Below are 13,167 nucleotides of genomic sequence, written 5' to 3' on the forward strand. Positions count from 1 at the left end.
TTTCATGCCGTTCGAAGTGCAGGACCTTTCCGGTACGTTCAGCGTCGGTGACATCGCCATCGCCCTGTCGCTGTCGTTCCTGCTCAGCGCGATGATCGCCTGGGTCTACCGGTTCACCCACCGCAACGTGTCCTACAGCCAGTCGTACGTGCAGACGCTGGTCATCCTCGGCATGCTGATCTCGCTCATCATGCTCGTCGTCGGCTCCAACATCGCCCGAGCGTTCGCCCTGGTCGGCGCCCTGTCCGTGGTCCGGTTCCGCAACGCCATCAAGGAGACCCGCGACGTCGGGTTCATCTTCCTGGTGATGGGCGTGGGGATGGCCGCCGGCACCCGCTTCTACACCCTGGCCATCGTGGCCGCGGTCGTGATCAGCCTGATCATCGTGGTGATGTACCGGTTCAACTGGTTCGCGTCCAGCGTCCAGCGTCAGGTGGTGAAGGTCCAGGTGCCGCCGGACGGCAACTACACCCAGCACATCCAAGACGTGCTGATCTCGCTCACCAGTGAGTTCGAGCTGGTCAGCATCGAGTCGATCCGCGGCGGCGCGCTCACCGAACTGATGTACACGGTCCGGCTGAAGAAGGGCACCGAACCCGGGCAGCTGATCTCGGCCCTGGGTGAGCGCACCGGCGGCCAGCGCGTCACCGTCCTGACCGGGTACGACCAGACGGACCTGTAATGAAGCGCCGGCTGGTCCACCGGATCCCGGTACGGGTCCGGCACTACTGGAAACTGCTCGCCGCCTGCGCCGCCACGCTGCTCGCGCTCGCCGTGGTGTTCAGCACCGTGCGGGTGGCACCGCTGGTGACCAGCGCGAGCAGCGAGTCTGCCGACACCGTCACGCAGAACGTCGAGGGCAGCACCGACCTGTTCGACGCCACCCGGACGCACAGCATCAAGCTGGCCTTCCGCGACGCCGACTATCAGGAACTGCTCGACTCCTTCTGGGACGAGGGCGAGAAGGAGTGGCTCGAGGCCGACCTCACCATCGACGGGATCACGATCCCAAGTGTGGGGATCCGGTTGAAGGGCAACTCCACCCTGTCCGGGCTGACTCGCAACGGTGAATCCCGCCCGAACGGATTCGGCGGCGGTCGCCCGGGTGGCGACGGAGCAGGGCCGCAGATGCCGGAGGGCATGGAATTGCCGGAGGGCATGGCGATGCCGGAAGGTCGAGGCGGTCCCGGAGGCGGCGGGTTCGGGGGCTTCAGCTCGCTCAAGGCCGAGGAGCCCGAGACGCTGCCATGGCTGATCCGCTTCGACGAGTTCGTCGAGGGCCGCCGCTACCAGGGCCACCGCGAGATCGCGGTCCGGGTGGCGGGCATGGGCGGCGGCAAGACCGTCCTCAACGAGGCGGTCTCGCTCAACGTTCTGAACACTGCCGGCCAGCCGGCTCAGCGGTACGCCTACACCAGCTTCACCATCAACGACCGGCCCACCACCGCCCGGCTCGTCGTCGAGCACCCGGACGAGAACTTCGCCGACACCATCGGCGGCAACGGGGTTCTGTACAAGAGCCTGGCCACCGGTCAGTTCACCGACCAGGGCGACGACCAGACCGAGTACGCCGACGACTTCAAACAGATCTCCAAGAAGGGCAGCCAGGACCTGCAGCCGGTGATCGACCTGATCCGCTGGGTCAACACGGCCAGCGACGCCGAATTCGACGAGCATCTCGGCGACCACATCGACGTGGCATCGTTCGCCCGCTACACCGCCACCCAGAACCTGCTGCTCAACTTCGACGACATGGCCGGCCCCGGCCGCAACTACTACCTCTGGTACGACCTGGACACCAAGAAGTTCTCGGTCGTCGGCTGGGACTACAACCTCACCCTGAACGGCAACGCCGAGCAGGACCCGAACGAGGCGGTCAGCATGTTCGGCGGTGGCGGCTCCCGCGGCGGGCGGGGCTTCCAGCCGCCGGAGGGAATGGAGCTGCCCGAAGGCATGCAACCGCCCGGTGGCGGCGAGGGCGGGCCGCGGGCGATGGGTGGGCACAAGCTCAAGGAACGGTTCCTCGCCAGTGCCGCCTTCAAGTCGGTCTACCAGGACGCCTTCCGCGAGCTGTACCAGAAGATCTACGGCAGCGGCGCCGCGGCCTCCGCCCTCGACGCGACGCTGAAGGTGTTGTCCAGCGTCGACGGCTACGACGAGCAGGCCGCAACCAGCGAGGCAGGGAAGCTTCGCACGCTGATTCAGCAGCGTACGGCGTACCTCGCCGGCAACGCGATCATCAAGGGCTCCTGAGCCCGGCCTCCCCGTGTGGCGGTGCCGGTCCCCGACCGGCGCCGCCACACGTAAGAAAAGGGACGTGTAATGACAGGCGTCCCCAAGGTCTGCTGGTCGACGGCGACCAGGCAGGAACCCAACTCCTGCTGTCGGCGCTCACCACCTATGACTGGGAGGCCCGCACAGCCGGCACCTGCGAGGCAGCCGCCTGCACAGCGACCAGGGCCCGGGTTTCGACGTGCAGAGCGGGCTCGGCCATTACCACTCCTTGGATCGCGTGGACACCGGCTCGGGCGGTGTGAACGGTTTGACGAACAGCGGCGAGCCGAATATTTGACTCGCACCTCGATGAATTGGCGACGATGGTCGGCCACGGCCGCCAGAAGCGCTGACCGGATCTCGCTGGCAATCTCGTCGTCGGCCAGCTGGCGTACCGTGCCGCGGCGAATCCACACGTCGATCTCACCGTTCGCCTCGCGGGTAACCGTGACGATCCCGGCATCCGACCGCCCAGTGGCCCGGATGTTTCGGACAGCCTCGTAGGAGCGTTCCAGGTTGGCCATCGAGATTCCCTACTCCGGTTCCGACATGGTCAGTGCCTTCTCCATGGCCAACCGGCTCAGATCATTCGCGTACGCCACGGCGCCCTGCTCGTCGTCACGCAAATTGATCTGCACGGCCGACGATCCCCACCGCTCATTCGCCGCCGCCCACGTGGTGACGCGGGTCCACAGGCTGGTGGTCTGGACGCACACTCGGAACGCCGCATAGTCCGGCGGAACCGGCACGTGCTGGTCGGTGGCTCCGCACTGCGCCTGAGCCACGTCATCGCGGCCGGCGTCCTGGTCGAGCGCGACGACCGTGAACAGATCCAGCGTGCCGGTGTATTTCTGGTCCGCGGTGATGAACGAGATCGTGCACAGTGAGGAGGACTGGTACTTGCCCTTCTCACGTCCCTTGTCGGGATCGGTCACCGTCCAGACGCCGCCCAACTCGGCCCGCAGGCTGGGGGCGATATCGGTGCAGGTGGGCACCCACGGCCGAGCACGGAATGAGCCGAACCACCACACCAGGCCGCCGGCGATCACCAGCACCACCGCGAGCCCGGCCACCATCGAGCGGCGAGACAAGCTCACCACCGACCTCCATGGCGTCGCTCGTTTGCACCGTCGCGTGGCGCGTCGCCATCCGCTTCGGCCTGGAGCGCCGCCCAGGCAACCCTCGCGGCAGCACGAACCTGACCGACAAGAGACTCATCCGTGTGTCGATGCATACCTTGCAGGTCTACCTGCACCTGACCGACCTGGTCGACACGCAAATGGACAGACCGATCGGGTGAGTAGACGTCTGCATCGGGCTGCCAGTCCTCGAGTGTCACGGCTTACTCCCTGCCAACTGCATCAATTCCTGCACGCGATATCCCGGTCACCACCTCACGTCAGCGACTCTCCAGGTGCTCAAGCGGTCGGCGCGAGTGCGGTGGAGACCTCCGTCAGGTCGTCGGCGGAGAGCGCGGCCGGACCGGCCGGGTTGCGGGTGCTGTACCGGCCGTCGCTGACCGAGATGCCGCTGTCCGCCCGCCAGTGCGGCCACCAGGCCGGCTTGCGCAACAGGTGCGCGGCGAGCTCCTCGGCGCCCGGCCCGGCACCACGCCTCACCAGCGCGGCGGTGACCACCTCGGTCGCCTCGGGCGGCAGGTCCTGATCACCGAACGCCGGCAGCAACAACAGCAGCCGGCCCTCCGGGTCGGTCACGCCGTACGGCGCGCCGGTGAACTGCGCGGCCGTGACGAGTTCGGGCCAGCTCAGGCCCGGACGGAATTCGTGCCCGCCGAGAATCGTCAGCCGCACCGGATGTTCGCCACCTGGCCGGCAGATCAGGAAGTCGCAGGAATGCTCGCCGGGAATGTTGCAGAAAACCACATTGATCTCGTGACGGTCGCGCAGGCCCAGCCGAAACACCGGCCAGGCGTCCGAATCGGTCAGCCGGGCGGAATAGTATTGGTAGCATTGCTCACTGTCCACACCGAACGCCCGGGTCGTCAGGGAATCATCTTCCGGTGTCATCTGCGACGACAGATAAGTGGGCCAGAACAACTGATCGCCAAGCAGTGTCATCCCATCTGTCAGGGGATCCTGCTCATATCCGAATCCAGCAATTTTCACGCCCATACTATGCCATGTGGCGGCTCGGCCGGAAAGGCCAAGCGGGGTGAGCCGGAATGCCTGGTGTGTGGTTTCGACTTTCCGGATCACCTCTTCCCAACCGGCCGGAAGACTGTAGGCCTCCTCACCTGCATCGGGCTGCGCGACGGCCAACTTGATCTTGTATTTGTTGGTTGCCGAGCTCCACACCTTGCCCACCGAGGTGCTGCTCTTGTCAGCCAGATACGGCCGCCGCATGCCAGTCAGCTTGCCTGCCAGATCCGCTGCGTCCTGAGCGCCCTGCTCGCTGCCGGCGACACCGGCCTCGTCGGCTTGCTCGGCGGCGCTCTCCTCCTGGTTGATCTCGTGGTCAGCCCGGACCGGCGTATGTCCGTCGTTCTCCACCAGGCCGATCGGGTTGCCGCCAGCGAAGGCGTACCGGTTGCCGGTCCAGGGGTTGATGCCGAGGTTCATGTCGACGAGGGCCCCGTTGTAGCTGTCTCGGGTGGGAACCGGTTCAGTCCCGGGGTGTAGGCGAGGAAGCCCATGTCGTACGAACCGGACTCGTGGTCCCACCGCTTTGCGTTGAGCCGATACGCGTTGTACGGCTCCTTGGCCGGTTCCGCACTGTGCGGCTTGTCGACGCCGGTGAACTGGGCGCCGTCGTCGCTGCCGTAGGCCGTGTAGCCATAAGTGGTCTTGGTGTCGCCGGATCCGTCAGTCAGGGTCTAGACATCGGTGTGCGCGTTGTAGCCGTAATAGGCATCCTCGGTGCTGCCTCGTCCTTGTGGGGTTACCTGCGACAGCCGCTGTCCCCACGGCGAGTACTGGTACGACGCAGCCGTGGAGGTGTGCAGCTGTGCCGGGCGATCCGGGTTGACTTGGCCACCGCCGCCCTATCAGTGGTATTCGTCAGCGAGAGCCTGGTGCTGGTCGGCTCCCGGTCCCTCGACGCGCAAGCCATCACCATCCTGCGCCAATCATTCGATCGCAGCAAGAACGGCGGATGTGGAGAGTCTTGACCGGCGAACAGAGCGAACTCCATCCGGTTGCATCGATTTTGAATGCCACATCGGGCGGGTTGAGCCGGCGCCGAACCGAGGAACCGGTGCACGGGTCTGTCGAGATCGGCCGTGCAGGGGGCGGCGACCGGTTAGGAGAGGTCGCTGAACTCGTGCAGCAGTGCGGCAATCTCTTGGGCTGCGGTGGTGAGTTCGGAGAGTTGTCCGGGGGTGAACGGGTGGGCTGCGGTGCCGAGGATGCAGTGGGCGCCGACGATCTGGCCTCGGACGGTGACGGGTACTCCGGCGTAGCTGGCGATGCCGTCGATGGTGACGAGGGGATTGGTGGCCTGTTCAGAGCGGTGGGCGTCGGGGATGACGTAGGGCCGACCAGTGGTGATCATGTTGGCGCAGAAGGACCATTCCACCGGGGTGCCGTCCGCGGCTGCGATCCAGGTGTCGTCGAGACCGGTGGAGCCGACGGTCATCTGGGCGGTGTTGAACACCAGGGTGGCCAGGCTGATCGGCAGGCCGGTGCGCGCTGCGGTGCGACTGGTGATGTGGTCGAGTGCGGTGCGCAGAGCGGGGTTGTCGAAGTCGATGCTGGCCAGTACGCGCATGCGTTCGGGGTCGGCCAGGATGGTGGGCTGTTGGTGCTGGGTCATGAGGTTCTCCGGGGCGGCTGGCGCGGGGTTCGCTGAGGCGGGATGGTTTCGCTCGTCGGCGGCTCAGACGCTCAGGTTTAGCGCTCGGTAGGTCACAGCGCGGATCTTCTCGGAGCGGGCGGTGACGCGCAGCAGGTCGCCGATGTTCATGAGGTCTTCGGTCAGGCTGACCAGGTCGTCGATGGTGTAGGGCCGTGACAGGCGCAGCTTCTTGATCGAGAGGTCGACCAGGGCGCGGGCGGCCTCCGGGCCCAGTTGGGCGCTGAGGGCGGCGGTCAGTGACGCGGGGGTGGGCTGTTCGAGGTTGTGGCTGGGGATGGTGGGCATCGGTGGTTGCTCTCCTCTTCTGGTAGCGGGGCGTTCCATGGCGGTCAGCAGCGTGCGCACGCGGCGGAAGCAGCGCCGCAGGGTCCAGACCGCCTCGGTGAACAACACGAGCGGCAGCACCGCACCCCGACCCCGGCCAGCAGGACGGTGGGGATGCAGTGCCGCCATCCCCACCGCTGCCCGCCGAGGGTGTGCACGGTCATGGCTGCGCCGCAGGCGTCAACAGGTCATGGTCGGACAAGCGCTGCAGCAGGTCCTGCAGTTGCTGCCATTCCGCGCCGGTGAGCCGGGAGTGGTACTCGGCAAACTTGGTCTCGCACCGGGCCAGTGCTTCGTCGAGTACGTCGGCACCGGCGTCGGTGATGACCACGACGACCCTGCGCCGATCATCTGCGGCACGTTCCCGGTCGATCCAGCCACGCGCGGCGAGCTGATCGGTGACGGTGGTGACTGTTGACGGGCTCAACGACGTCCGTTGCGCTACCTCGATCAGTGACAGCCCATGCGTGGCGTGCGCGAGTTCGTACAGCACCCACCAGGCGCCTTCGCTGATACCGACGCTGTCGACAGCGGCCAGCGCGTGCATCGTCATCCGGCGACCTACATCGGCGATGACCAGCTCGACCGGCAACCGCCGTCTGACCTTCGGTGCGTTCACACTTGTTCTGATCGGCGCGATCGTGCGGTTCCGAAGGATTCGAGCCGCAACGAAATTTCTCGTGCGGGTCCGGCTGGCCCAACGTACCGATCATCGAGCAAGTCAGCCGTTGTCATGTCCGGATGCCGAACATTTGCGGGCCGGGTCGTCTTTTGAGCGCCACCAGACACGGACTGATCCCGAAAGCGTGCAAAGAATGTCCAGGAATCGCAGTGTTCGAGGGCTGCACAACCTCCAGGCGGCGCGCCTGCGGGCTGATTCCTGATCCGATGCCGGGGATCGGGCAGCGGGGTCACTCGTTGTTGCGGTGCTGCCGCAGCAGCGCGAGGATCTCTTGCGCCGCGGTGTGCAAGGTGCTCACGTCGGTCTCGTTGAAGGCGCGGGTGTCGGTGCCGACGGCGCAGTGCGCGCCGAGGATCTGGCCGTTGGGGGCGAGCAGGGGCACCCCGGCGTAGCTGCGTGCGCCGTAGACGGTGACAGCGGGGTTGGTCATCCAGGCCGGATCGGTGGTGGCGTCGGTAACCAGGTAGGGCCGGCCGGTGGCCACGACCTGGGTGCAGAACGACCATTCGGCCGGCAGGCCGCCGACCTCGGTGATGGAGTCGGGCAGCCCGGTGGCGCCGGCGATGTATTCGGCGCTGTCCAGCATGATCGACACGAGGCTGACCGGTACCTGCAGCTGGTCTGCGGTGCGTGCCGTGATCTCGTCGAGGCGAGCGCGCAGTCGCGGGTCGTCCCAGTGGTATTGGGCCACCTCGGTGAGGCGGCCGATGTCGGCCAGTGCGGCAGGCAGTGTCATTCGGCGCTCCTGATCACGGCGTGGGCGGCGGACAGCTTGTCGTACGTTTCGGCGCGGATCCGCAGCGCCTGAGCGCACAAGCCCAGCACGGGATCGGTATCGGCCATGACGGCGATCAGCCTGTCGAGGCTGTCTCGGTCGGCTTCCGTACCCGTAAGGTTTGCCCGCTGCAGCAGCTGCGACCACAACCGGCTGGTGTCGCCGCGGAGGCGTCGCACAGCTTCTTCGGCGTCGGCGAGCCCAGGACGGGTGATGCCGTACACGCTGGCCGGGGGCCCGCCGCCCGACTCGGTGGTCCTGGTGGTCATCCGTTGTTCGGCCTTCCTCGGGTGTGAGCTCCAGGGGTGTGGTCAGTAGCGGAAGACCTGGACCAGGCTGTTGAGTTTGACGGCGAGCTTGGACAGGTCGTCGGAAGCTTCCTGGCTGGCCCGTGCGCTGTCGGCGGTGGCCGTGGTGACCTCGGCCACCCCGCCGAAACTGGCGGAGACCTCGGTGCTGCCCTGTGCGGCCTGCGTGATGGCCCGGCTCATCTCGGCGGTGGTCGCCGACTGCTGCTCGACGGCCGAGGCGATGGTGGTGTTGTAGTCATTGATCTGGGTGATGATCTGGTGGATCTGCTGCACCGCGTGGGCGGCGTCGGTGGTGCTGGCCTGGATGGCCGACACGCGGTTCGAGATGTCCTCGGTGGCCCGGGCGGTTTCCTGCGCGAGGTCCTTGACCTCCGAGGCGACCACGGCGAAGCCCTTGCCCGCTTCCCCGGCGCGGGCCGCCTCGATGGTGGCGTTGAGCGCCAGCAGGTTCGTCTGCTCGGCGATACTGGTGATCAGCTTGACTACCGCGCCGATCTCCGTGCTGGCTTGCGCGAGAACGTTGATCTGCTGGGTGGTGGCGGCCGCCGCCTCCAATGACTGCTGCGCGATCTGCGCGGCCTGCCCGGCGTTGCTGGCAATCTCGCTGATCGACGCCGACATCTGCTCGGCGCCGGCCATGACGCTCTGCACACTGGCGCTGACGTTCTCCGAGGCGGCAGCCGCGCTGCCGGCCTTGCCGGAGGCCTGTTCGGCGCCCTTGTTGAGCTCTCCGGAAACCGCCGACAGCTCCACGGCCGCCGACGACAACGCGGTCGCGGTCTCGGCGAGTTCGCCGACGGTGTCACGTACCGCCGCTATGGCGGTGTCCAGGTCGCGGCTCATCACGGCCAGCTCGTCGCTGCCGGTGACTCCGGCGCTGCCGGTCAGGTCACGGCGGGCCAGGGTGGCGACCACCGCGCCGACCCGGCGCAGGTTGCCGACGATGGCTCGCACCACGATCAGCCCGAGCGCCGACGCGACGGTGATCCCAGCGACCAGCATGACCAGGATCGTGGTCCTCGACGTGCGGTAGGTGGTGGTGGCCTGCTGCAGGCGGTTCCTGGCGTCAGCCGTCTCCCGTTCGACGATCTGCGCGACGCTGGCCTCTGCCTGCTTCGCCGCCGGGGCCAGCAGGCTGTCACGTAGTTTCTCCACGGTCGCGGCGTCGTGGCGGCGGCTCGCTGGCAGCACCTGCTCATCCCGGATGCGCTGATAGTCCGACCATTGCTGCCGTACCTGTCGGGCCAGTTCCGGGACAACGCTATTGGACGCGTACGCGTCCAGATCCGCGGCGAAAGCCTCATCGTCGGCGGCCAACGCCTTCTCGTACTCGCTCTTCTTGGTGCTGGAGGTCGACAACGCATGGTTGAGCACGTTCTTACGGGTGCTTTCCATGTCGACCCGCACCATGTAGATCCGTTGCACCGGTAGGAGCCCGTCGGTGTACAAGCTCTCGGCGGCAGCGTTCATCGAACCCATCCGCAGCACGGCCAGAGCGCCGACCACCGCGGCCACCACACTCAGCAGGCCGATCGCGGCCAGCACCTTGGCACGCACCCCGAGACCGCCGAGCAACCGCGGCGCCCTACCACCGGCACGCTCATCATGATCCACAGCTACGCCACCCGCCACCGCTCGGCTGTCTCACTACCGGTCCCTAAGAAGGATCGACGCGAGCAACGAAACCCTTAGCGCGCCGCCCCGCCGTACCCGATGGCGCCCAGCCCCGACGGGCATTGGCGGAATATCCCGTTCCGCTTCCTTTCGGACCGTGCCCGAGGCCCCAGGGCCGGCAAACGGTCGTCATCTTGAGTCGCCCGGTGGGCGTCCTTCATGTTGGGCAAGGGCAGGCGAGGGGCGGGCGATCACAGAGGTGAAGCCACGTGGTCGAGGATTTGCTGCAAGTCCCGGGCGGATCGGTAGATGACCTGCAGCTGACGCACTTGCTGCGGGTCTAGGGTGTCGTCGTCGCGCAGGATTTCCGCCCAGCCGAGGATCTTGGCTATCGGGTGGCGGATGTGGTGTGACAGCTCATGCCGGTGCTGTTCGGTGCCCAGACCGTGCCACAGAGCGCTGAGGTGCGGCAGGGCCTCCGCTGGCGCCGGCAGGTTCCGGGGGCGGGGAAACCCGTACATCGCGGCCAGCGACTGCCGGCACAGGCCGCACAGCGGCAGGTGGCCCTGCCCGTCGACGGGCTCGGCCGGGCGCAGACATGCGATACGGGTACTCGGGTCGACCATGACGCAGCAGTCGACGTGGGCCGCCGCGAAGTCGTCGAAAGTGACCCCGTGGCCGGTCAGCAGATCGGCGAGTTGCGCAGCCGGGCAGTCGTGTACCCAGATACGGTCCCGGCACAGCCGGTAACAGCCGTCCCCGCCGTCGACCGATGGGATCGGCGACAGCCGCCAGCCGTTGACATGGACCAGCTGCATCGTTGTGTCCTCTGCTCGATGTTCCCGGCGAACCCTGTGTCCGCCAACATCGGCGCCGATGGCCTCCCGCGGTAGAAACGCCAGCCCCGCGCAGTGGTGCAGTCACGGAGCAGGTTCCTACGCCGACCCCAACAAACGCAGGCGTGCCACCGCTACGGCCGTACTCGACGCGACCCTGTCGTTGCTGTTCGCAGGTCGGCCAAGCCTCTAGCCATCGTCGCCTCCGCCTCAAGGGCGGACACCGACACAGCGCAGGCGAAAATGAGGCTCCGTGCACCCGTCTCCAGAAGACGACTGGGGCCAGGCGCCGGACGATCCGGAACACGGCCGCACCGCCGCGTGCGTCCCGTCATGCTGCTCCCGTTCTGCACCGCTCAGGAACCGTGGTTCACAGCCGAAATAGGGGTCATGCCGGATCAGACATTCCTGCTGGCGAATATGGTCATCGCGGTCGCGTACGCGTCGATCACGGTGGCGATCCTGGTGCCGGTAGCCCGGGCTGGGCAGCTGCGCACCAACAAGCTGGCCGTGGCCACGGCGATGATCTTCTTCAGCTGCGCGGTCGGGCACGCCCTGCACGCGATCATGGCCTATCAGACGATCATCCAGGGTCCGGCGATGCACCACATGAGTGGCGCCGCGGTCGGCTGGTCGTGGACCTCCGCGCTGTGGGACGCCACCACCGCCGCGATCGGTGTCTACTACTGGACCCTGCGCCGCGGGTATGGGGTCTTGCTCGGCCCGGGCGGCATCTACGTCGATCCCTGGGGCCAGCACCGCCTCGATGAGGCAGCCGCCCGAGAACGCGCCGCCCATGATCTGGCCGAAGCTCAGCGGGCGACCCTGGCCACCGTGGTCCAGCACAGTGACGACGCGATCGTCGGACTCACCCCCGAAGGGCTGATCACGGCCTGGAACCAAGGCGCCGAGAAGATCTTCGGCTACACCGCCGCGGAGATGCTCGGTCGGCCCACCACCATGCTGGCCGACTCAGAAGGCGCCGAACATCAGCATGACGTGCTGGCGAGCATCCGCCGCGGTGACGGCGGCCGCTCGTACGAGGCCCGGCGGCTGCGAAAGGACGGCACCCCGGTCGATCTGGCGCTGACCCTCACCGCGATCCATGACCAAGCCGGCACGGTGATCGGGGTATCCGCGATCGCCCGGGACATCACCGCGGCCAAAGAGGCCGCCGAACGCCAGCGGGCCGCCGAGGAACGCAGTCACAAGGCGCAGCGGATGGAGAGCCTGGGCAAACTGGCCGGCGGCGTCGCCCACGACTTCAACAACATCCTGGCCATCATCGGCAACTACACCGACTTCGCCATCGAGGAAACCAGCGACAAACCCCAAGTCCAAGCCGACCTGAAACAGGCCCGCACCGCGGTCGACCGCGCCACCAACCTGACCCGGCAGCTGCTCACCTTCACCCGCGGCGACGCCATCCAACCGCAGGACATCGACCTGAACGCCTCGATCGCCGAGGTGCACGCCATGCTGGAACGCACCATCGGCGAGCACATCACCTTGATCGCCCTGCCCGCCGATCAGCCGCCGATCGTGCACGCCGACCCGGGCCAGATCCAGCAGATCCTGCTGAACCTGGCGATCAACGCCCGTGACGCGATGCCGGAAGGCGGCACGATAGTGCTGGAAGCCAACACCGCCGTCCTCGACGGCGACGAAGTCAACATGCAGCCGCCGCTTGCCGCAGGCACCTACGCCCGGCTACTGGTCAGCGACACCGGCCACGGCATGTCCGCCGCCACCGCCGCGCGGATCTTCGAACCGTTCTACACCACCAAACCCCAGGGCAAAGGCACCGGGCTGGGCCTGGCCACCGTTTACGGCATCGTCACCGAAGCCGGCGGCAGCATCAACGTCTACTCCGAGGTCGACATCGGCACCACCTTCCGGATCTACCTTCCCCTGGTAACCGCTCCTGCCACGACTGACCCGGTCACCAGCCAGCAGGCGCCGCCACCCGGTGACGGACGCACCGTACTGGTCGTCGAAGATGAGCCGGCGCTGGCCCGGGTCGTGGCCCGCATCGTCGGCAACGGCGGCTACCACGTGCTCGTCGCCGGAAGCGGCCCCGAGGCCCTGCACCTGTACGAGCAGCGCGGCTGCGACATCCTGCTCACCGACGTGATCATGCCGGAGATGTCCGGCCCCCGACTCGCCGACATCCTGCATGCCCAGGATCCGGACCTACCCGTGGTGTACATGTCCGGTTACAGCAACGGCCTGCTCGGCAAAACCCACGTCCTGGACGACGACATCACCTTCCTGGAAAAGCCGTTCACCGCCAGCGACCTGTTACACAAACTCGCTTCCACCCGCCGGACAGAGATCCGGCACTGACCATCTGCATTCCTCTCTGGCCGCCTCAGGCATGTTCGTGGTCTGCAACAGGAACCAGGTCTCACATCAAGGACCGAATGCCCAAGGTCGCGATCGATGGCCACGCGGGCGAACGCACCGATGGGCCGACGACGGACATGCTGGAGGAAAATCGCGGCTGTTGAAGGAGAACGCGGAGCTGCGCCGGGCGAA

Annotated in this window: 13 protein-coding genes; 4 read left to right on the forward strand and 9 right to left on the reverse strand. The window is 66.9% G+C overall.

The annotated features are described in order from the left end of the window. Positions 1-4: 4 nt before the first annotated feature. Both BJY16_RS36655 and BJY16_RS36660 read left to right on the forward strand, forming a co-directional pair. Complete coding sequence (locus tag BJY16_RS36655) at positions 5-682, forward strand: DUF4956 domain-containing protein (RefSeq protein ID WP_185044137.1); 678 nt, start codon at positions 5-7, stop codon at positions 680-682. Continuing rightward, on the forward strand, positions 682-2,253 hold the full coding sequence (locus tag BJY16_RS36660; RefSeq protein ID WP_185044138.1) for a CotH kinase family protein: 1,572 nt from the start codon (positions 682-684) through the stop codon (positions 2,251-2,253). The genes BJY16_RS36655 and BJY16_RS36660 overlap by 1 nt, the downstream gene beginning before the upstream one ends. A 554-nt stretch (positions 2,254-2,807) precedes the next feature. On the opposite strand, the gene BJY16_RS36665 is transcribed toward BJY16_RS36660, so the two are convergent. Further along, positions 2,808-3,350 carry a hypothetical protein gene (locus BJY16_RS36665; RefSeq protein WP_185044139.1) on the reverse strand — a complete coding sequence of 181 codons (543 nt, stop codon included), beginning with the start codon at positions 3,348-3,350 and terminating at the stop codon, positions 2,808-2,810. Positions 3,351-3,382: 32 nt separating this feature from the next. Between BJY16_RS36665 and BJY16_RS36670 the strand changes: the two genes are divergently transcribed. Then, the gene (locus BJY16_RS36670) at positions 3,383-3,574 is read left to right on the forward strand and encodes a hypothetical protein (protein WP_185044140.1); all 192 of its coding nucleotides are present in this window, start codon (positions 3,383-3,385) and stop codon (positions 3,572-3,574) included. A gap of 118 nt (positions 3,575-3,692) precedes the next feature. On the opposite strand, the gene BJY16_RS36675 is transcribed toward BJY16_RS36670, so the two are convergent. The 8 genes from BJY16_RS36675 to BJY16_RS36710 all read right to left on the reverse strand — a co-directional run bounded on the left by BJY16_RS36675 (position 3,693) and on the right by BJY16_RS36710 (position 10,611). Beyond that, complete coding sequence (locus BJY16_RS36675; RefSeq protein ID WP_185044141.1) at positions 3,693-4,853, reverse strand: hypothetical protein; 1,161 nt, start codon at positions 4,851-4,853, stop codon at positions 3,693-3,695. 679 nt (positions 4,854-5,532) lie between these two features. Continuing rightward, positions 5,533-6,045, reverse strand: a complete 513-nt coding sequence (locus BJY16_RS36680) for a GAF domain-containing protein (RefSeq protein ID WP_185044142.1) — start codon at positions 6,043-6,045, stop codon at positions 5,533-5,535. A 63-nt stretch (positions 6,046-6,108) separates the two neighbouring features. After that, complete coding sequence (locus BJY16_RS36685) at positions 6,109-6,492, reverse strand: hypothetical protein (RefSeq protein WP_239177303.1); 384 nt, start codon at positions 6,490-6,492, stop codon at positions 6,109-6,111. Positions 6,493-6,571: 79 nt separating this feature from the next. Continuing rightward, positions 6,572-7,003, reverse strand: coding sequence for a MarR family winged helix-turn-helix transcriptional regulator (locus BJY16_RS36690; protein ID WP_185044143.1), 432 nt, complete (start codon positions 7,001-7,003; stop codon positions 6,572-6,574). A gap of 319 nt (positions 7,004-7,322) precedes the next feature. Then, on the reverse strand, positions 7,323-7,829 hold the full coding sequence (locus tag BJY16_RS36695) for a GAF domain-containing protein (protein ID WP_185044144.1): 507 nt from the start codon (positions 7,827-7,829) through the stop codon (positions 7,323-7,325). Further along, positions 7,826-8,137: a hypothetical protein gene (locus BJY16_RS36700; RefSeq protein WP_185044145.1), complete on the reverse strand. Its 312-nt coding sequence runs from the start codon at positions 8,135-8,137 to the stop codon at positions 7,826-7,828. Before BJY16_RS36700 ends, BJY16_RS36695 begins: the two co-directional genes overlap by 4 nt. A gap of 42 nt (positions 8,138-8,179) precedes the next feature. Next, the gene (locus BJY16_RS36705; protein ID WP_185044146.1) at positions 8,180-9,736 is read right to left on the reverse strand and encodes a methyl-accepting chemotaxis protein; all 1,557 of its coding nucleotides are present in this window, start codon (positions 9,734-9,736) and stop codon (positions 8,180-8,182) included. Positions 9,737-10,044: 308 nt separating this feature from the next. Next, positions 10,045-10,611, reverse strand: coding sequence for a histidine kinase dimerization/phospho-acceptor domain-containing protein (locus tag BJY16_RS36710; RefSeq protein WP_185044147.1), 567 nt, complete (start codon positions 10,609-10,611; stop codon positions 10,045-10,047). 93 nt (positions 10,612-10,704) lie between these two features. Between BJY16_RS36710 and BJY16_RS36715 the strand changes: the two genes are divergently transcribed. Continuing rightward, positions 10,705-12,975, forward strand: coding sequence for a hybrid sensor histidine kinase/response regulator (locus BJY16_RS36715; protein ID WP_239177305.1), 2,271 nt, complete (start codon positions 10,705-10,707; stop codon positions 12,973-12,975). Positions 12,976-13,167 lie beyond the last annotated feature (192 nt).

The organism is Actinoplanes octamycinicus (assembly GCF_014205225.1).
In the GTDB taxonomy this organism is placed as follows: Bacteria; Actinomycetota; Actinomycetes; order Mycobacteriales; family Micromonosporaceae; genus Actinoplanes; species Actinoplanes octamycinicus.